Here is an 18,907-nt window from a genome sequence, read left to right on the forward strand (position 1 = left end):
AGGGACCCCACCGCCGCCCCGGTGAGCGGAGCACTGGAAGGAGTCGCCTCCCTTGGCGTCGCAGCACCGCAAGCCGCGCTCCGCGGGCCCGCGCGTGGCAGGCATCCGCACGCCCGCCATCGCCACCGCCGCCCTCACGTCCGTGGCTCTGCTCTCCCAGACGGCGAACGCCGCTCCGTCGGACGACGGCAAGCCGAGCCTGGAGGAGGTCGAGAAGAAGGTCGACGACCTCTACCGCCAGGCGGAGTCGGCGACCGAGAAGTACAACGCCGCCAAGGAGAAGACGACCAAGCAGCGCAAGCGCGTCGACTCCCTCCTCGACGACGTCGCCCAGCGCACCCAGAAGCTCAACGAGGCGCGCGAGGAGCTGGGCTCCTACGCGGCGGCCCAGTACCGCACGGGCGCGTCCGCGCCCGACACGGCGACGTTCCTGCTCGCGGACACCCCGCAGGACTACTTCGACCAGAACCAGCTGATGAGCCGGGTCACCGACCGCCAGAAGGGCGCGGTCGACGACTACGTCACCGAGCAGTCCGCGACGATGCGCAAGCGCCAGGAGGCCGCCGAGAGCCTCGCCTCGCTCACCGACACGCAGAGCGACCTCAGGACCGCCAAGGCGACCGTCCAGAAGAAGCTCGGCGACGCGCGCAAGCTGCTGTCCCGGCTGACGGCACAGGAGAAGGCGCGTCTCGCGGCGATCGAGAAGCAGCGGCAGGAGAAGGCCGCGCGTCAGGCGGCCGAGCTCGCCCGGGCCCAGGCGGCCGCACAGGCCGCGACGCCGCAGGAAAGCGGCGGCCCCTCGGACACGGGCGCCGGATCGTCGTCCCCCTCCGCACCTGCCTCCCCCAGCGACCCGTCGTACGACGCCAAGGCCGAGAAGGCGCTCGCCTTCGCCCGCGCGCAGATCGGCAAGCCGTACGTCTGGGGCGCCGTGGGCCCCGGCTCCTACGACTGCTCCGGGCTCACCCAGGCCGCCTGGAAGGCCGCCGGCGTCACGCTCCCGCGCACCACGTACGACCAGGTGAACGCCGGCACCACGGTCTCCCTCACCGACGCCCGCCCCGGTGACCTGGTCTTCTTCTACGACGACATCAGTCACGTCGGCGTCTACATCGGCAACGGCATGATGATCCACGCTCCGAAGCCGGGGGCCTACGTCCGTGAGGAGTCGATCTACTACGACGGCGAGTCCGGCATCCACAGCGTGGTACGCCCGGCCTGAGATCCCGCGCGGGGCCGGCGCGTCCCGGCTCTACTGCGCCGCCCTGCCCCTGTTCGATCTGCAGCAGGTGGCGGAGGGCGCCGGGGACCAGTGGGTGGCGGGCGGCGCGCTCGCCGTCTCGGCGCTCGCGGGAGCGGAACTCCTCACAGCCGAAGCCGGCGGTCTGCACCTGTGGAACGACGACGCCGGAGTCCTGCGCTCGCTGACCCTGGCGCTGATGGTGCTCGACCTGGCCTGGTACGCCGTCCTGCTGGCCGCCGAGGTGCGGTGGCCGCGGCCGCGCTACGACGTCCGCCGCTGGGCGACGGCGTTCCCGATGGGCATGACGGCGGCGGCCGCCCTGTCCGTGGCAGACGCCGCGGACGTCCCGTGGCTGAAGGGGCCGGGCGAGGTGCTGCTCTGGGTCGCGGTGGCGGCATGGCTGGCCGTCGCCGCGGCGGCCGCGGCCCGCGGCGGTGCGGCGCTCAGGTCCAGAGCTCCGCGATGAGGACGTTCGCCACGTTCGTCGGCCTGACTGGGGCTTGACCGCGGCGCGGGTCGGGGCCTGGCTGAGGCGCGGGTCGAGGTTCGGGCGAGGCGCGGGTCGGGGGCCGGGGCGAGGCAGGGACGCCGGTCAGCCCGCGGTGACCGGCCGGCCCTACGCCGTGCATATATGCGCCATAGCACTCTGTCACCAGGTCGTGTCCCCGAATCGCCTCTTCGGTCAGCACGCCATGTGAACCCGGCGCGCCGGGTTCGGCGAGTCGAACACATACGGTCAGCGGCAGTCCTCTCGCGTCACTTGCGCACATCCCGTTACCAGGCCGACACCTTCGGGCCTAGCGTCCTTCCCCAGGTGACCGGCTCCCCACCGCCGCCCGGGCCAGGGGCGGCAGTCGGCCACCACCGCCGAGAGGTCCGACGGCGTCCCGCTCCCCTGGGCAGGGCGTCACCGGGCACGTCGACCGCTGCGGGGCCGTCCGTCCGCTCCCCCGACGGCTCCGCGGTTCGACCGAGGCGGTCGTACGAAAGGACGTGCAGTCCCACGTGGCAGCGCACCGCAAGCCCCGACAGCGCTCGCTCGGCGGCCATACGGCCCGTACCGCGTTCACGCTCGCTCTCGCGGGCGTCGCGACGACGACGGCCTTCGACGGGACCGGGCAGGCCCAGCCGAACCTGACTCCGGCCGAGGTCAGGGCGAAGGTGGCCAAGCTGTACCAGGAGGCGGAGGACGCCACCGAGAAGTACAACGGCGCGCAGGAGAAGGCGACCGCGGCCGAGCAGCGGCTGGCGACGATGCGGGACGAGGCGGCGCGCAAGGAGGAGAAGCTCAACACGACGCGCGACGCGCTGGGTTCGATGGCCGCGGCGCAGTACCGGAGCAGCGGGCTCGACCCGGCCGTGCAACTGGCGCTCTCCGACGACCCCGACCAGTACCTCGACGGCGCCGCCTTCGCCGAACGGGCCGGCGACCGCCAGTCGGCCGCTGTCGCCCGGGTGCGCGGACAGCTGCGCGAGATCGAGCAGCTGCGCGGCGCCGCGCGCCTCGAACTCACCTCGCTCAAGGCCCGTCAGGCGGAGCTCAGGAAGCAGAAGACCGCGATCACCGCCAAACTGGACGCCGCACGAAGGCTGTTGTCCCGGCTGACGCCGCCCGAGCGGGCCGGGATCGGCGAGGAGGGCGGCGGCACGGGCCTCGGCGCCGCGCGCGCCTCACGTGCCTCGACGAGTGGACGCGCCGGCCTTCCCGCGCCCGGCTCCGCCACCGCCGAGGCCCCCAACTCCCGGGCTGCGGCAGCCGTCGCCTATGCCTACTCCAAGCTCGGCAGCCCGTATGTGTGGGGCGCGACCGGGCCGAACGCCTTCGACTGCTCGGGGCTGGTCCTCGCCTCCTACCGCTCCGCCGGTGTCTCCCTGCCCCGCACCACGTACTCCCAGATCGGTGCGGGACAACGCGTCTCCCGCTCCGAACTTCGCCCCGGCGACCTGGTGTTCTTCTACTCCGGCATCAGCCACGTCGGCCTCTACATCGGCAACGGCCAGATGATCCACGCCCCGAACCCGTCGGCCCCGGTCCGCGTGGCCCCGATCGACCAGATGCCGTTCGCGGGGGCTACGCGGGTGGTGTGACAGCCCTCCTGCCCCTGCCCGCCCCTCTCGTCCCTCCCCGCACCGGACACTCCTCCGTACACGCCGTCCGCCCTCATGGATGTTCCGGGGTCACACCAGGCGTCGCGCCGTCGCCCAGCGGGTCAGTTCGTGACGGTTGGACAGCTGGAGCTTGCGCAGCACCGCCGAGACATGCGACTCGACCGTCTTGACGGAGATATAGAGCTGCTTGGCGATCTCCTTGTAGGCATAGCCGCGGGCGATGAGCCGCAGCACTTCGCGCTCGCGCTGGGTGAGGCGGTCGAGGTCCTCGTCGACGGGCGGGGCGTCGGTGGAGGCGAAGGCGTCGAGGACGAACCCGGCGAGGCGCGGCGAGAAGACCGCGTCGCCCTCCTGCACCCGGAAGATCGATCTGACCAGGTCGGTCCCCGTGATCGTCTTGGTGACATAGCCGCGGGCGCCGCCGCGGATCACCCCGATCACGTCCTCCGCCGCGTCCGACACAGACAGGGCGAGGAAGCGCACGGGCTGCTCGGCGTCGGCCATCAGCGGGGCGCAGCGGCGCAGCACCTCGACGCCGCCGCCGCCCGGCAGGTGGACGTCGAGGAGCACCACCTCGGGTCGGGTCGCGGTGATGACGGTGACCGCCTGGTCGACGTCCGCGGCCTCGCCGACGACTTCGACGCCGGTCTGCTCGGTCTGGCCGATCTCGGCCTGCACGCCCGTGCGGAACATGCGGTGGTCGTCGACGAGGACCACACGTACCCGGCGTCCGCCTGTGCCGTCGTCCGACGTGGTCGTCGGCTCTGCGGCCTCCGCCGCTCCCGTCGTGCCGTTCGTGCCGGTCGGGTCGCTCATGACGTCTTCTCCGCCCTCTCCATCTCCAGCTCGATCTCGGTGCCGCCGTCCGGGACCGCCCGCAGCCGCGCCGTGCCGCCGTGGCGCTCCATGCGGCCGATGATCGATTCTCTGACTCCCATACGGTCGGCGGGTATCGAGTCGAGGTCGAAGCCGGGGCCGCGGTCGCGGACGGACACGAAGACCGTCCTGCCCTCGACTTCGGCGTAGACCTGCACGGCGCCGCCGTCGCCACCGTACTTGGCCGCGTTCACCATCGCCTCGCGCGCGGCCTGCATCTGTGCCGCGACCCGGTCGTCGAGCGGGCAGTCGCCCACCACCACGACCTCGATGGGCACACCGTGCTTGTCCTCCACCTCGGCGGCGTTGCGGCGCACCGCGTCGGCGACCGTGGTCGGTTCGTCGGCCTCCTCCTTGCCGGTGCCCTCGGGTTTGTAGAGCCAGGTGCGCAGGTCGCGCTCCTGGGCGCGGGCCAGGCGGCGTACCTCGCCGACGTTCTCCGCGTTGCGCTGGATCAGGGTCAGGGTGTGCAGCACCGAGTCGTGGACGTGGGCCGCGACCTCCGCCCGCTCCTGGGCGCGGATACGCATGAGGCGTTCCTCGGAGAGGTCCTGGGTCATACGGACCAGATAGGGGCCGGCGAGGAGCGTGATGCCGACGATCACGGCAAGAGCAGCCTGCAGGACGGAGCCGAGGTGGGTTGTTGAGCCCTGAAGGACGAAGGTGCCGGAGACGCCGGCCGTGACCAGCAGGACGCCCGCGCCCGCGCGCAGGAGCGTGAGCGTGCGACGCCTGCGGCCGACCTCGACCCAGCGGGCCCGGCGCGCGTTGTCCGCCTGGCGCCAGACGAGGGCGACGCCGGCGCCGACGAGGACCGCGGGCACGAGGTAGGCCTTGGCGCCACTGCCCAGATTCACGTTGGTCACGAAGACCGTGGCGACCACGACCATGAGGAGCAGAGCGACGATCTGCCCCTTGTCGGGCTTGCGCGCGACGAGTCTGCGGCGGCCGTCGGGCGCGGTCTCGGTGGCGACGAGCCCCGGCGGCTTCTGGTCTCCGACGCCGCCGACTCCGAGCGGCACGAAAAACCAGAAGGCGGCGTAGAGCAGGGCGCCGAGGCCGTCAGCCATGAACAGGCCGGCGAAGACGAGCCGTACCCAGACGACGGGCAGGCCGAGATGCCCGGCGAGCCCCCGCGCCACACCACCCAGCCAGCGTCCGTCGCTGCTGCGGTAGAGCTTGCGCGGCGGCCGCGGTTCGACGAGTGGCGCTGCTGCGGCTTCCGGCATGCCAACGATGGTCACACGGGCCGCAGGCCCGGGCATCAGGGTTCGTCCCCGAGACGCCCCTGATCTTCGGAGCGGCCGCACGTCGAACGCGTCCCCGGTCGCGGATCAGGGCCGATATCAGGGTCCGACCAGGGTTGTTCCGGCTGCCACGAGGCCGGTCCGACCGCCACCATGGAGTCATGACAGATCACCAGCACGCCGCGGACGCCGTGCACGACGGGGGCGCCGCGCCCGACGCGGCCGCCCCGTCCTCCGGCGCCTCCCGCGCCGCCGGTGACCAGCCTCGCGCCCACGGACAGCACGGACAGCGGGGGGCCCGTGAAGAACACGGTCTGACAGCGGCCGAGGCGGCCGCCGCAGAAGCGACGGCCGCTGCCGCTGCGGCGGACACGGGGGCCGACGCCGGACGGGGCGCCGGCGGCGCGAAGGCTCCCGGACTCCCGTCGAGGTTCCGGCGGGACCGCGAGCAGAAGATGCTCGCGGGCGTGTGCGCGGGCCTCGGGCGGCAGTGCGACATGGACCCGGTGATCTTCCGGATCACCCTCGCCGTGCTCTCCGCGACCGGCGGCATCGGCCTCATCTTCTACGGTTTCGCCTGGCTCTTCGTTCCCTACGCCGACGACGGGGAGAACGAGGTGCGCAAGCTCCTGACCGGCCGGGTCGACGGCCAGGCGCTCACGGCCGTGCTGTTCGCGCTGGTCGGCTGCGGGGTGTTCCTGTCGATGCTGAGAAACGGCAGCGTGCTCACCTTCGCCGTCGTCGTCTCCCTTCTCCTGGCGGGCGCGGGGTACTGGTCGCGGCACCGGGACTCCGCCGACCCCGACCCCCTGGCCGTGCAGGCGGTGGCCGACGCCCCGCCGGAGGCCCAGGCTCCGCCCGTGCCCGCCGCCTACCCGTCCTGGTGGCGCGACCCCATAGTCAAGGACGGCACCCACGACGGCGGCACCGGCTACCTGTGGGGCCCCTCGGGCTCCCGCGGCCGGGACTTCATGGCGGACGTCGACGTCGAGCTCACCGGTCACCGCCGCCACGAGGACATACGCACCCCCCGCGAGCCGTACGCCGGGCCGTCGGGCCCGCGGTGGATCGGCGGCTGGCTGTTCCTGCTCGCCCTGCTTACAGGCGGACTGGTCACCAGGCTCACCTGGCACGGGCATCCACTCGGCGCCAGCCTCCAGGCGGGCCTGGCGGCCGCGCTCATCGTGCTCGGCGCGGGCATCGCGGTCAGCTCGTTCCTGGGGCGTACGGGCGCGGGGTCGGTGTTCCTGGCGATCGTCACGGCGGGTCTGCTCGCCGGCACGGTCGTACTGCCGAGGAACATCGGCACGCACTGGACCGACACGACCTGGCGGCCCACGACGGCGGCGGAGGTGCGGGCGGACTACGAACTGGGCACGGGCAAGGGCACTCTGGACCTGTCCCGGCTGGATCTGGCCAAGGGGCAGACGGTCAGCGCCGACGCCGAGGTGGGAGCGGGCCGGCTGCGGGTGCTCCTCCCGCCCGACGTGACCGTGAGGATGAGGATCGACGTGGGGCTGGGCGACGTCCAGCTGCCGGGCGACGACAAGAAGGACGTGGACGTGCAGCCGGGCAGGCACAAGGAGGTCACGCTGCGACCCGCCTCGGGGCAGGCGGACGCGGGGACCATCGATCTGGACCTTCGGGTCGGAGTGGGACAGGCGGAGGTGGCCCGTGCTGCGTCATGAGTTCCGGCCCGGGAGGCTGGTCGCCGGCGCCTCCTTCGTCCTCGCGGGCGTCGTCTTCGCGGGCGACGCGGGCGGTCTGTGGGAGGCGCCGTGGTTCCTGATGATCCCGGTCGTCATGGCCGGCCTCTGTCTGGCGGGGGTGACGGGCGCGGTGGCCCGGGGCGTGCGCAGACGGCGGGGCCCGTCCGGCCGAACCGCTCCGGCCGGGACCGGCACCCCCACGCCCCCATGACCGGCCGGACCGGCATCCCTCACGTCCCCATGCCCGGCCGAGCCGGCACCCCTGACACCTACATGACCGTCCGGCCTGGCGTCCGGCCCAGGCGCTCAGCCAGCCGCTCAGCCAGGGCGCTCAGCCAGGGCGCTCAGGCCTGCGGCTCAGCCCAGGCTTCCCGCGCGCCGCTGGCGTCGCCTGGAATGCCAGGCGGCGTCCAGGGAGAGGACCGGGGCGCCCGCGAGGACGAAGGGCAGCCAGGCCATCAGGTAGGGGAGGTCGTTGCCCAGGTAGTACGGATCCGACGCCCAGCTCACCGTCAGCCACAGGCTGAGCGAGATCAGCGCGCCGCCCAGCGCGGCGAGCCGGGTGAGGACGCCCAGCAGGACGCCTATGCCGACGGCCAGTTCGCCGAAGGCCATGGCGTAACCGAAACCGACGGGGCTCTTCAGGGCCAGGTCGACCATGGCGGGAATGGCCGAGGAGTCACGGACGGCACGCATGGTCTCGCCGATCGAGCCGGCGCCGCTCGCCTTCAGGAAGGCGGGGTCGGTGAGCTTGTCGAGGCCGGCATAGACGAACGTGACGCCGAGGAAGATCCGCAGGGGGAGGAGCGCGTAACGGGCGGCGGTGTCCCGCCAGCCGCGGCCGCCGCCGTCGAGATAGGGGGGATAGGTGTCCGTCCGCATGCTGTGAGTCATCGCCCGTAGCCGCCTCTCGCCCGGAGTGGTGGGACCCCTCGACAGACCATACGTACGGCATGGGGGGTGTGCTCAAGGGGTTGCACGGGCTCGGCACCGCACCGGTTCACGGGCGCCTGGCGACGCGGCGCGGGCGGCGTCAGTCGGTGACGTCGATCGTGTACCGGTTCGTCTCCACTCCGGCCGCGGTGACGACCTGGACCTCCAGCCGCCCGGGTTCCACGTCCGCCGGCACGGGCACGGTGAGGACGTCGTCGCCGGGGTTGCTGAAACCGCCCGTGACGGGGACCAGCGGGACGTGCACATGGACCGGACCGATGCGGACGACCATGCGGGAGAGACGGTCGGCGGTCTGGGCGCCGGGCGGGACGAATCCGGCGCCGCGGATCTCGATGTCGTCACCCGTGCGGATCGGGGCGTCGAGGTCGCCGGCCTCGCGGGAACGGACGACGGAGAGGATGACGGGCCGGCCGCCCTCGGCGTACTTGCCGGCCAGGTAGGTCGCGGCCGAGACGAGGACGACGACCGCCAGGCCCCAGGGCAGGTCGGGCAGTTGGTCGGGGCGGCGGCCGAGCCGCACCGCGGCGAAGGCCAGGGCGACGGCGCAGATCACGGCGTACTGGATGTCGGCGAAGGCGCCGCGGCCGGCGTCGTCGGTGAGCAGGTCGGCCGCACGGGGGCGGTGGGCGCGGACCTTCTGCAGCCGCTGGCCGAGGACGCGCAGACCGACCACGCGGCGCACCAGCACGGCGATCCCGCAGACCACGGCGAGAACGGTCACCGTGCCAGCGCCACGGGCGAGGTCGAGTCCGGCGATCAGCGCGTCGCGCTCGGCGTGGCCCGACGCGGCGGCGAGCCGGCCCACCAGGACCAGCACCGCGTAGGCCACGAACAGGACCCAGGCGGCGGCGACCGCGCGGGAGGTGGAGAGGCGGTTGTCCTCGCCGATCACCGGCGCCAGCGCCCCGCCGCGCGCCCGGTGGAACCAGGAGGCGGCGGTCAGCGCGCCGGCGACGACCAGCGCGGCGAGGAGTCCGGCGGTGCGGGCGGCCGTCCAGCCCGCGCCGACGGCGGTCAGGGACTGCGCCAGCAGCAGCGCGACGACCACTGCCCACACGGTGACCGCCGTGCGCAGCCACAGGCGGCCGAGCCAGGCCTCTCCCTCGGCGCGGCCGCGTTCGGCGACGAGTTCCGCGGACTGCGTCAGTTCCTCGGAGACCCACTGGCGGGACGCGGAGACCGAGTGGGCGACGGCGGCAGGCAGGCCCTGTCCGGCGGCGAACTCGTCCCGTTTCACCAGGAACGCCGCGACCGCGCGCCGGTGTCCCTCGCGTGCCCCGTGGGGGCAGTCCCCGCAGGCGCAGCCGCCTTCGTGCGAGCCCGCCCCCGGACCCGGACTCGCGCCCTGTCTCGCGTCCTGCACCGCCACGTCCGACGCCCTGCCTTCCCCACGACCCGATCGGATGGCTGCCTCGGAGAGCCCGCTGAAGACTCCGGTCGCCACCCTGTGAACAACTCCCCTGCGATATCAGCGAATTGTGCCCTACGACACACCCGGCGTGTCCGGCAGGTCTGGTCGGGGCGGGTGAAGCCGGGAAGGCCGTGTTGACCCGGCTGCCAGAATTTCCCCATGGCCGAGATCATCCAGCGTCACGGGACCTGGGCCTTCGACGGCACGACGGTCAGGATCACGCCGGGACTGCATCGCTCCGTGCCGCTGTTCCGGCAGACGTACGGGGAGATCGCCGTGCCGCTGGAGGCGGTCGCCGGGATCGTCTACGAGCCCGAGCGCAGGCGCGGGCGCCTGCGGATACGGCTGCGCGAGGGGGCCGACCCGCTGCTCCAGGCGACCGGCGGGCGGCTGCCCGACGCGGCCGATCCCTACCGGCTCACCGTGGACACGGACCGCTCGGGGATCGCCGAGTACCTCGCCGAGGAGATCCGGCACGCGCTGCTGCTGGAGCGGATCACGGACGAGCCGACCTCGGCGTATCTTCTGCCGGGTCCGCCGGTGCCGGTGTCGGTGCGGTCCTCCGACGGCATCGTCTCCTTCGACGGCGTCCAGGTGCGGATCGACTGGGCGGACACCTCGGACCGGGTGAAGCGGGCGACCGGGCCCCGCGTGCTCGACGTCGGCGACCTGGTGCGGGTGGAGTGGCTGCCCAACTCCGGTGTGGACGACGGCTTCCTGCGCTTCGTGACCCGCGAGACGATGTCCTCGAAGCTGTCGGCCGAGAAGGACCCGTACGCCTTGGACCTGTGGGGCAACGTGCACCGCGATCTGCTGACGGCGCTGGTGGCGACGGCCGTCACCGCACGCCTCCCGCACCCCCGGGCCCGCGCGCGTCCCTCGGCACACGCGGCCCGCCCACACCCCTCGGCCCCCGGGTGTCCCTCGACCCCCGGGCCTTGGGCACACGCGGCCCGGGCACGTCCCTCGGCCCACGCGCGCCCAAAGCCCGGGAACGAAGCGGAGCGGGCGGACCGGGGCGCGGTCCGGGGACGGCGACTCACGGCGTCCGGCCCGCCTCCGACCCAAGCCCAGACCCCAATCCAGGCCCCGACCCCAGCCCAGACCGCTGCCCCGACCCCAACACCTGCCCCTGCCCCTGCCCCTGCCCCTGCCGATCATCACGACGTGCTGCTGCGCCGGCTGCGCGAGCTGGGCCGGCTGCATCGGGACGGGGTGCTGACCGACGAGGAGTTCGCGAGGACGAAGGCCGTCGTGCTGCGCGGCTTCTGACCGGGCTGCGGCTTCTGACGGGCTGGGCGGCTTCTGACCGGGCGCCGGGGGTGTGGTCGGCTCAGCTCAGCAGGTCCGGCTCACTGCGGCTGACGTCCTGCCACAGGGGCTGGTAGTTGATCCACGCCACCAGGTCGCCGCCGAGCTGCTCCCGGGTCGCGACCGCCGCCCGGTGGTCGATCAGCACGGGCCTGCCCGCTGCCCGCGCGGTCAGCTGGACCTGGCTGGAGCGTTCCATGGAGACGAACCACCAGGCGGCCGCGTCGACGGAGTCGCCCACCGTCAGCAGCCCGTGGTTGCGCAGCACGAGCGCCTTGCGGGAGCCGAGCGCGGTCGCGATGCGCCGCCCCTCCTCCGCGTCGACGGCCACGCCGGTGTAGGCGTCGTAGAGGGCGTGGTCCTCGTAGAACGCGCAGCTCTCCTGGGTGAGCGGGTCGAGCAGCTCGCCGAGCGCGGCGAGGGCGCGGCCGTGGACGGAGTGGCAGTGGGCCACGGCGACGACGTCGGGGCGCGCGGCGTGCACCTGGGCGTGCACCGTGAAGGCGGCCTGGTTGACGTGGTAGCGGCCCTCGACGACCTGCCCGTCGGCGTTGGCCAGGACCAGATCGCTGACGGTGACGTGCTTGAAGGACATGCCGAACGGGTTGACCCAGAAGCAGTCGCTGTATTCGGGGTCGCGGGCGGTGATGTGCCCCGAGACGCCGTCCTCGAAGCCGAGCCGTCCGAAGATCCGCACCGCGCCGGCCAGCCGTTCCTTTCGGTGCCGACGCTCGTCCTCCACCGATTCGTGCATCGGCGGCATCGCGAACTGCAGCCGGTCGGTGGGCAGCGGAGCAGGCGGCGTGGGCTGGTGCATCGGTCCTCCAGCACTGGGTTGCTTCACGACGCGGAAGTTACCGTCGGTCAGCGCAAAAGGGCAGAGCCGTTATGTAAAGATGACGATTTCCGTCACGTTCGGAGCACGTCTTGAGCATCGCCGCCCGCCACGTCACCGCCCTCATGCGTCAGATCGCCATGCGTGACGCCATCGAGCTGGTCCACCCCTTCGCGGAGTTCCAGACGCTCGGCGCGCTGGCCTACATAGCCGAGTGCTACGGCTTCCGGTACTCGAACGTGCGTCTCGTCGGCAAGCACCGGATCCTCCACGTCCAACTGGTCCGCGACCTCGACCCGGCGGCGCGGCAGCGGGCCGCGGCGAACGTGGCCGCGTTCCCCGACCCGGGGCCGGACCGGCCGGTGCCGGGCATGTACCTGGGTTCGCTCACACCGGTCCCCGAGGCCCGGGCGGACGTCGACCTGATCACCGCGCTCATCCGCTACGACGCCTTCGGAGCGGCCGCCAACCGCAGACAGCTGCAGTTCGTCGGATGGGGCTCGGGGGCGCTGTTCCTGCTGATGGCCGCGCTGACCGGCGTGTACGCGGTGCTGCTCCCGCTCGCCGTGCTGATGCCGGCGTTCGTGCTGGGCGCTCTGCGGGTGAACCGGATGCGACGCGCGAAGCTGGCCCGACAGCTCGCGGCGGCCGGCTGCACGCCGGTGCGGGACGGGGCAGGGGTGGAACGGTACGTCCGGCCGGCGCCGACGCCCTACGGAACCCCGTACGGCACACCTCAGGGATTCTGAAGGCGTCGGCGGGCGGAACACCGACACAAGATGTCCGGTATCGGGGTCACACTCGCTGTATGACACCGAGTCGTCGCGCCCCGGAGAACTGGGCCGATTTCGCCGAGGCGGAGCCCGAGTTCGCGAAGACCGTCGAGGACCGCTTCGGCGCGTTCACCCACCACGTCCTGGCGACCCTGCGCAAGGACGGCTCCCCGCGCACCTGCGGCATCGAGGTCCGTTTCCTCGCCGGCGAGCTGTGGTTGGGCATGATGCCGGACTCGCTCAAGGCCCTCGACCTGCGCCGGGACCCCCGCTTCTGCCTCCAGGCCAACCCGGGCGAGGGCACCGGGATGGGCGGGGGCGACGTACGGATCGCGGGGCGGGCGCTCGAGGTGGCGGACGGCGCGGCGAAGGCCGCGTACGTGGCAGAGGTGGAACCGCCTCAGCCGTTCCACCTCTTCCGCACCGAGCTGACGGAGGTCGTACGGACCTACGTCGAGGACGACACGTATCTGGTCACCCGGGTCTGGCGGCCCGGAGCGCCGGTGCGGACCCTCAGACGCACCTGAGCCCTCCCGCCGGACGCACCTGAAACCCTCCCGCCCGACGCACCCGACCCCTCCCTTCCGGAAGGGATCACTCCCACTCGATGGTGCCCGGCGGCTTCGAGGTCACGTCGACGACGACGCGGTTGACGTCGCGGACCTCGTTGGTGATCCGGGTGGAGATCTTCGCCAGGACGTCGTACGGCAGCCGCGACCAGTCGGCGGTCATGGCGTCCTCGGAGGAGACGGGGCGCAGCACGATCGGGTGGCCGTAGGTGCGGCCGTCGCCCTGGACGCCGACGCTGCGGACGTCCGCGAGGAGGACCACCGGGCACTGCCAGATCTCCCGGTCGAGGCCGGCGGCCGTCAGCTCCTCGCGAGCGATGGCGTCGGCGTCGCGCAGCAGGTCCAGGCGCTCCTTGGTGACCTCGCCGACGATGCGGATGCCGAGGCCGGGGCCGGGGAACGGCTGGCGCTGGACGATCTCCTCCGGCAGGCCGAGCTCCTGGCCGACCATGCGGACCTCGTCCTTGAACAGCTTGCGCAGCGGTTCGATCAGCTGGAACTCGAGGTCCTCGGGCAGGCCGCCGACGTTGTGGTGCGACTTGATGTTCGCCGTGCCGGTGCCGCCGCCGGACTCGACGACGTCCGGGTAGAGCGTGCCCTGGACCAGGAAGGCGACCTCGGGGCCGTCGTCGGCGATGATCTCCGCCTGTGCCTGCTCGAAGACGCGGATGAACTCGCGACCGATGATCTTCCGCTTCTCCTCGGGGTCCGAGACGCCCTTGAGCGCGGTGAGGAAGCGCTCCTCGGCGTCCACGACCTTCAGCTGGACACCGGTCGCGGCGACGAAGTCCTTCTCGACCTGCTCGGTCTCACCCTTGCGCATCAGACCATGGTCGACGTACACGCAGGTCAGCTGGGATCCGATGGCCTTCTGGACGAGGGCTGCGGCGACCGCCGAGTCCACGCCGCCGGACAGGCCGCAGATGGCGCGCTTGTCGCCGACCTGCTCACGGATGGCCGCGACCTGCTCCTCGATGACGTTGCCGGTGGTCCAGTCCGGGCTCAGGCCCGCGCCTCGGTACAGGAAGTGCTCCAGGACCTGCTGGCCGTGCGTGGAGTGCATGACCTCGGGGTGGTACTGGACGCCGTACAGCTTCTTCTCGTCGTTCTCGAAGGCGGCGACCGGGACGACGTCCGTGGAGGCGCTGACGACGAAGCCCTCGGGGGCGGCGGAGCAGGCGTCGCCGTGCGACATCCAGACGGCCTGCTCGGCCGGGGTGCCCTCGAAGAGGGTCGAGGAGGCGCGGGAGACGTGCAGGTCGGTGCGGCCGTACTCGCGGGCGCCGGTGTTGTCGACCGTGCCGCCGAGGCTCTGCGCCATCAGCTGGAAGCCGTAGCACATGCCGAAGACGGGAACGCCGGCTTCGAAGATCTCGCGGTCGAGGCGGGGGGCGCCCTCCGCGTAGACGGACGAGGGGCCGCCGGAGAGGATGATCGCCGCCGGGTTCTTGGCGAGCATCTCCTGGACGGGCATGGTGCTCGGCACGATCTCGCTGTAGACCCGCGCCTCGCGGACTCGACGGGCGATGAGCTGGGCGTACTGCGCGCCGAAGTCGACGACCAGGACGGTGTCGGGGGCGGCGGCAGCGGGAGTCGCTGTGGACACGGGGGCCTTCCGGCGGTTCGGGCGGGGTCTCTGTGCTGGCCAATTCTACCGAGAGCGGACGTGGCGCCGTCCCGGCTCCGGAGCCGGCCCCGCGTCTCAGGATGCGAACCGGCTTGGACCGTGCCCGGCGCGCCTGCATACTGGCCGCATGCTTTCGCACGCGACCTTCGTCTTTACCTATGGCATCCGGCCCGCCGGCTGCCATGGTCGTGTTGCTTGAGCTGCTGACAAGCGACTTTCCAGGCGCCCCGGGCCGACAAGGCCCGGGGCGCCTGTCGTTTTCCTCCCGGGTCCTGTCGCAACCGAGGCGGCGCACACCCCTACAGGAGCCCCCATGACCGCCATCGACGTGACCGGCGCCCGTACCTCCGAGGCCGCCGACGTGATCACCGGCGCCCGTGAGCGCATCGACGCGCTCGACGACCGGATCATCGGCCTGATCCAGGAACGGATGGCCGTCTCGGCCGTCGTCCAGGAGGCGCGGATCACCTCCGGCGGCCGGCGGGTGAACCTCTCGCGCGAGCTGGAGATCCTCGCCCACTACCGGGACGCGCTGGGCCGGCCCGGCACGGCCCTGGCGATGACGCTGCTCGAACTGTGCCGGGGACGCGTGTGACGTCGGGCGTCAGTTCGGCCGCCGTCTCACCCGTACGGCGCGTGACCGGCGCCCCTGCCGCGTCGTTGGTTCCGGTGTCCGCTCCAGCCAGGGGCGGATCCGGAAGAACCACGCGTGGCTCGCTGGGGCGATGAGACGAACGGATCGTGCCGTGCGTCGTGGGACCTCGCTCCGAAAGGGACCGGACGGCAGGGGACAGCAGCCCGGTCACCTAGAGAACGGTCGGTCTCGGGGACGCCCGGGACCGACCGGCGGAAAACGCAGAAATGCACAAGGGCCGGGTCAAACGGTTGCGGGGGCCGTGTTCATCCAGCACGATGCGTAGAAAGTCCCCGAACGACCTCAAGTCCTTCTTCGGGCGACGACGCCCCCGCGCGCGTCCCCTTCCTTCACCACCAGAGGTCCGGACCAGCGGCGCAACCCCCCGGCGCCGCTCCCAGGCACCGGCGCTGCCCTGACGCCGGTGCTGACGATAAAGAAGGGCCCCGCGGATCCGTCCCGCGGGGCCCTTCGTCATGTCCGGGGCCGCTCCGCCCCGAGCCGGCGACCAGGTGTGACGCGGGCCACATAAAGATCCTGTGAGGCGGTACAACTGTTCCCCCCGGTCGCCGGTCACACCTTGCGAAACCGGGCCCACTCCCACCCCCATGCGGAAGGCCTCTCCACACCGATACGCCGAGGTCTTCATGAAGCTTCGCCGCACGGTGGTCGCCATGGCCGCGACCGCCGTCATCGCACCGCTCACCCTGCTGTCCGCGCCCGCCGCCTTCGCGGAGAGCGACGAGACGGCCTCGGCGACAGCGTCCGCGACGGAGAGCACCACATCCAGCCCTTCGACGTCGGAGGAGGGCCAGAGCGCCTCCGGCACGCCGACGGGCGCCGGCTCGGCCTCCTCGTCGTCCGGCTCTTCCGACACGGACGCCCTGCAGGCGTCCGGCTCGCCGACCGGCAGCCCGAGCGGCTCCGCCTCCTCGTCCGCCTCGGGGACGTCCACCGCGAGCCCGTCGGCGAGCGGGAGCGAAGACCCGTTCGACCCGTACCAGGACTGCAAGTCCTTCGACCTGGACGAGAAGCTCACGGCCGAGATCAAGGGGCTGCCGAGCAAGATCGTCGCCGGTTCGGGCTGGCACGACTTCGAGTTCGTCGTCGACAACGACTCCGACCAGGACCTGAAGAACGTGTACATCGACGCGTTCATGGAGTACGGCGACGAGACCGACACCCTGCTGTCCGAGGGCCTCGCCGTCATCCAGGTCAAGGAAGACGGCAAGTGGACCAGCGGCTACCAGGACTCCTACGAGGGCGAGAACGGCAAGCAGGTCGTCACGGGCTCCTTCGTGGGACTGCTGGACACCCTGGAGAAGAACTCCTCGACGTCCCTCGACCTGCGGGTGAAGGTCAAGGCGTCCGCCCCGGCGGGCTCCTCGTTCGCCCTGAGCGAGGCCATCTACGCCGGTCAGGGCTCCGCCTGCTACGGCAACGGTGACGCCTACGACGTCCAGATCGTCGCGGCCGGCGGCAAGGCCGACGGCGCGGGCGACGCCAAGCCGAACGGCGACAAGCCCACCGACGGCGTCAAGGCACAGGGCGGCGCCAAGCCGATCAGCGGCAGCCTCGCCTCCACCGGTTCGGACTCGGCGCTGCCGATGATCGGGCTGGTCGGCGGCGTCGCCGTCGTCGCCGGTGCGGGAGCGGTGTTCGCCGCGCGTCGCCGCAAGGCCGGGGCGCACGCGTAACACGTCACCAGGACAAGGCGAAGGGACCTGCGCTCGGAGGGGGGCGCAGGTCCCTTCGCCTTGTCCGGACCCCGCCTTGTCCGGACCTCGGTCCGGACCGGGCGCGGTGCGCCCGCGGTCTACCGCTCGGGCGGCGGGACCGCCGGCATTCCCAGGAACTGCAGGCGCAGCGCGCCGAACGCCTCCGCGGGCACCACCGGGCTGACCGGCGCGACCGGCTTCAGCCGCTCGTACGCCGCCCCCTGCGCGGGACGCGGGTCCGCCTCGCCCTTGTTCGGCCAGAACGACATCGCCCGCTCGGCCTGGGCGGTGATGGTGAGCGACGGGTTCACGCCGAGGTTCGCCGAGACCGCGGCGCCGTCGACGACGGAGATCCCGGGGTGGCCGTAGAGGCGGTGGTAGGGGTCGATGACGCCGGTCTCGCGGGAGTCGCCGATCGGGCAGCCGCCGAGGAAGTGCGCGGTGAGCGGGGTGCCGATCAGCTCGCCCACGTTGGAGCCGGCGAAGCCGTTGATGTCGGCGGCGAGGGCGGAGGCGGCCTGTGAAGCGGCCTTGATCTGCTTGGGGTTGGGGGCGCCATGGCCCTGACGCGCCGTCAGCAGCCCCTTGCCGACGCCCGCCGGCTTGAGGTACGTCGTCAGCGAGTTGTCCAGTGACTGCATCACCAGGCCGATGATCGTCCGCTCCGACCAGCGGCGGTTGGAGAGCGAGCGCAGCACGAGGAGCGGGTGGCGGACGGCGTTCGCGAGCCAGCCGGCCACCCTCGACGAGCCCTCCGCGTACGGCACCTGGAGGATCGACAGGCTGCCCATGGAGTTGGAGCCCCGGCCGTAGCGCACCGGCTCGATGTGGGTGTTCTCGTCCGGGTGGATGGACGAGGTGATGGCGACGCCGCGCGTGAAGTCGGCCCTGGGCGCGCCGGTCGCCTTGCGATAGCGGCGGTCGTCGGTCTGGGCGCCGACCAGCGCCTCGGAGTTGGTACGGGTCAGATATCCCAACCGGTCGGAAAGGTAGGGGAGTTGACGACCCTCCTTCATCCGGTGCAGCAGGGTCTGGGTGCCGTAGGTGCCGGCCGCGAGGACGACCCGGCGCGCCTTGAAGACCCTGCCGGTCGCCTTGCTCCTGCGGCGGGCGTCGGTGGGGAGGGTGGCGATCGCGTAGCCGCCCTGCGAGTCGTCCGTGACGGAGACGACCGTCGTCAGGGGGTGGACGACCGCGCCCGCCTTCTCGGCGAGGTGCAGGTAGTTCTCGTTGAGGGTGTTCTTGGCCCCGTGCCGGCAGCCGGTCATGCACTCGCCGCACTCGAGGCAGGCCTTGCGGGCCGGTCCCGCGCCGCCGAAGTAGGGGTCGGCGACCTGCTCCCCCGGCCTGGCCTTCGCCGTGCCGTCGGCGTCCTCGCCGTCGCCGAAGAACACCCCGACCGGCGCCGGATGGAAGGTGTCGCCGACGCCCATCCGTTCCGCGGCCGCCTTCAGATGCACGTCGGAGGGGGTCGTCGTCGGGTTGAGCCGTACGCCCAGCATGCGGCGCGCCTGGTCGTAGTAGGGCGTGAGCTCCTGCTGCCAGTCGGTGATGTCCCGCCACTGGGGGTCGTCGAAGAAGGGCTTCGGCGGGACGTAGAGGGTGTTGGCGTAGTTGAGCGAGCCGCCGCCCACACCCGCGCCGGCCAGGACCATGACGTCGCCCAGCAGATGGATGCGCTGGATGCCGTAGAGGCCGAGCCTGGGGGCCCAGAGGTAGTTCTTCAGGTCCCAGGAGTTCCTGGGGAGCGACTCCGGGGTGAAGCGGCGGCCGGCCTCCAGGACACCGACGGTGTAACCCTTCTCCGTCAGGCGCAGGGCGGTCACGGAACCGCCGAAGCCGGATCCGACGACGATGACGTCGTAGTCGTAGGCGTCCTGGGACACGTGCT

The 18,907-nt window shown here is 72.3% G+C and carries 17 protein-coding genes; 10 read left to right on the forward strand and 7 right to left on the reverse strand.

The window, feature by feature from the left end; translation table 11 throughout:
• Window positions 1-52: 52 nt before the first annotated feature.
• The 3 genes from IE239_RS19530 (at window position 53) to IE239_RS19540 (ending at window position 3,331) form a co-directional block, all read left to right on the forward strand.
• A complete protein-coding gene (locus IE239_RS19530) occupies window positions 53-1,222 on the forward strand; it encodes a C40 family peptidase (protein WP_190150661.1) in 1,170 nt (389 codons plus the stop codon).
• Between the two features lie 67 nt (window positions 1,223-1,289).
• Window positions 1,290-1,709, forward strand: a complete 420-nt coding sequence (locus tag IE239_RS19535; protein ID WP_373308121.1) for an SLAC1 family transporter — start codon at window positions 1,290-1,292, stop codon at window positions 1,707-1,709.
• Between the two features lie 539 nt (window positions 1,710-2,248).
• Window positions 2,249-3,331 (forward strand): C40 family peptidase, encoded by a 1,083-nt coding sequence (locus tag IE239_RS19540; RefSeq protein WP_190150663.1) that lies wholly within the window; start codon window positions 2,249-2,251, stop codon window positions 3,329-3,331.
• 90 nt (window positions 3,332-3,421) lie between these two features.
• On the opposite strand, the gene IE239_RS19545 is transcribed toward IE239_RS19540, so the two are convergent.
• A complete protein-coding gene (locus IE239_RS19545; protein WP_190150664.1) occupies window positions 3,422-4,168 on the reverse strand; it encodes a LuxR C-terminal-related transcriptional regulator in 747 nt (248 codons plus the stop codon).
• A complete protein-coding gene (locus IE239_RS19550; protein WP_190150665.1) occupies window positions 4,165-5,457 on the reverse strand; it encodes an ATP-binding protein in 1,293 nt (430 codons plus the stop codon). The genes IE239_RS19545 and IE239_RS19550 overlap by 4 nt, the downstream gene beginning before the upstream one ends.
• Window positions 5,458-5,636: 179 nt before the next feature.
• On the opposite strand from IE239_RS19550, the gene IE239_RS19555 reads away from it, so the two are divergent.
• Together IE239_RS19555 and IE239_RS19560 are read left to right on the forward strand one after the other, a co-directional pair.
• Window positions 5,637-7,163 (forward strand): PspC domain-containing protein, encoded by a 1,527-nt coding sequence (locus tag IE239_RS19555; protein ID WP_229878194.1) that lies wholly within the window; start codon window positions 5,637-5,639, stop codon window positions 7,161-7,163.
• Entirely contained in the window at window positions 7,150-7,395 is a 246-nt protein-coding gene (locus IE239_RS19560; RefSeq protein WP_190150666.1) for a hypothetical protein, read from the forward strand. Before IE239_RS19555 ends, IE239_RS19560 begins: the two co-directional genes overlap by 14 nt.
• Before the next feature lie 146 nt (window positions 7,396-7,541).
• Here IE239_RS19560 and IE239_RS19565 read toward each other — a convergent pair whose 3' ends face one another.
• On the reverse strand, window positions 7,542-8,078 hold the full coding sequence (locus IE239_RS19565) for a DoxX family protein (protein ID WP_190150667.1): 537 nt from the start codon (window positions 8,076-8,078) through the stop codon (window positions 7,542-7,544).
• Window positions 8,079-8,217: 139 nt separating this feature from the next.
• Window positions 8,218-9,507 (reverse strand): hypothetical protein, encoded by a 1,290-nt coding sequence (locus tag IE239_RS19570; RefSeq protein WP_190150668.1) that lies wholly within the window; start codon window positions 9,505-9,507, stop codon window positions 8,218-8,220.
• 201 nt (window positions 9,508-9,708) lie between these two features.
• Between IE239_RS19570 and IE239_RS42200 the strand changes: the two genes are divergently transcribed.
• On the forward strand, window positions 9,709-10,821 hold the full coding sequence (locus tag IE239_RS42200; protein WP_229878195.1) for a DUF4429 domain-containing protein: 1,113 nt from the start codon (window positions 9,709-9,711) through the stop codon (window positions 10,819-10,821).
• A 61-nt stretch (window positions 10,822-10,882) separates the two neighbouring features.
• Here IE239_RS42200 and IE239_RS19585 read toward each other — a convergent pair whose 3' ends face one another.
• On the reverse strand, window positions 10,883-11,677 hold the full coding sequence (locus IE239_RS19585; RefSeq protein ID WP_190150669.1) for a class II aldolase/adducin family protein: 795 nt from the start codon (window positions 11,675-11,677) through the stop codon (window positions 10,883-10,885).
• 110 nt (window positions 11,678-11,787) lie between these two features.
• On the opposite strand from IE239_RS19585, the gene IE239_RS19590 reads away from it, so the two are divergent.
• Window positions 11,788-12,444 carry a hypothetical protein gene (locus IE239_RS19590; protein ID WP_190150670.1) on the forward strand — a complete coding sequence of 219 codons (657 nt, stop codon included), beginning with the start codon at window positions 11,788-11,790 and terminating at the stop codon, window positions 12,442-12,444.
• 59 nt (window positions 12,445-12,503) lie between these two features.
• Window positions 12,504-12,995: a pyridoxamine 5'-phosphate oxidase family protein gene (locus IE239_RS19595; RefSeq protein ID WP_190150671.1), complete on the forward strand. Its 492-nt coding sequence runs from the start codon at window positions 12,504-12,506 to the stop codon at window positions 12,993-12,995.
• Window positions 12,996-13,062: 67 nt separating this feature from the next.
• Here the strand turns inward: IE239_RS19595 and guaA are convergent, their stop codons facing one another.
• Window positions 13,063-14,643 carry a glutamine-hydrolyzing GMP synthase gene (gene guaA, locus IE239_RS19600; protein WP_190150672.1) on the reverse strand — a complete coding sequence of 527 codons (1,581 nt, stop codon included), beginning with the start codon at window positions 14,641-14,643 and terminating at the stop codon, window positions 13,063-13,065.
• 334 nt (window positions 14,644-14,977) lie between these two features.
• Here guaA and IE239_RS19605 point away from each other — a divergent pair, with 334 nt between their 5' ends.
• A complete protein-coding gene (locus IE239_RS19605; protein WP_190150673.1) occupies window positions 14,978-15,259 on the forward strand; it encodes a chorismate mutase in 282 nt (93 codons plus the stop codon).
• Window positions 15,260-15,945: 686 nt separating this feature from the next.
• Window positions 15,946-16,995, forward strand: a complete 1,050-nt coding sequence (locus IE239_RS19610; RefSeq protein ID WP_190150674.1) for an LPXTG cell wall anchor domain-containing protein — start codon at window positions 15,946-15,948, stop codon at window positions 16,993-16,995.
• A 119-nt stretch (window positions 16,996-17,114) separates the two neighbouring features.
• Here IE239_RS19610 and IE239_RS19615 read toward each other — a convergent pair whose 3' ends face one another.
• Window positions 17,115-18,902: a GMC oxidoreductase gene (locus IE239_RS19615; RefSeq protein WP_190150675.1), complete on the reverse strand. Its 1,788-nt coding sequence runs from the start codon at window positions 18,900-18,902 to the stop codon at window positions 17,115-17,117.
• Between the last annotated feature and the right edge of the window lie 5 nt (window positions 18,903-18,907).

Origin of the sequence: Streptomyces humidus, from assembly GCF_014649655.1 — a bacterium.
Taxonomy (GTDB): domain Bacteria; phylum Actinomycetota; class Actinomycetes; order Streptomycetales; family Streptomycetaceae; genus Streptomyces; species Streptomyces humidus.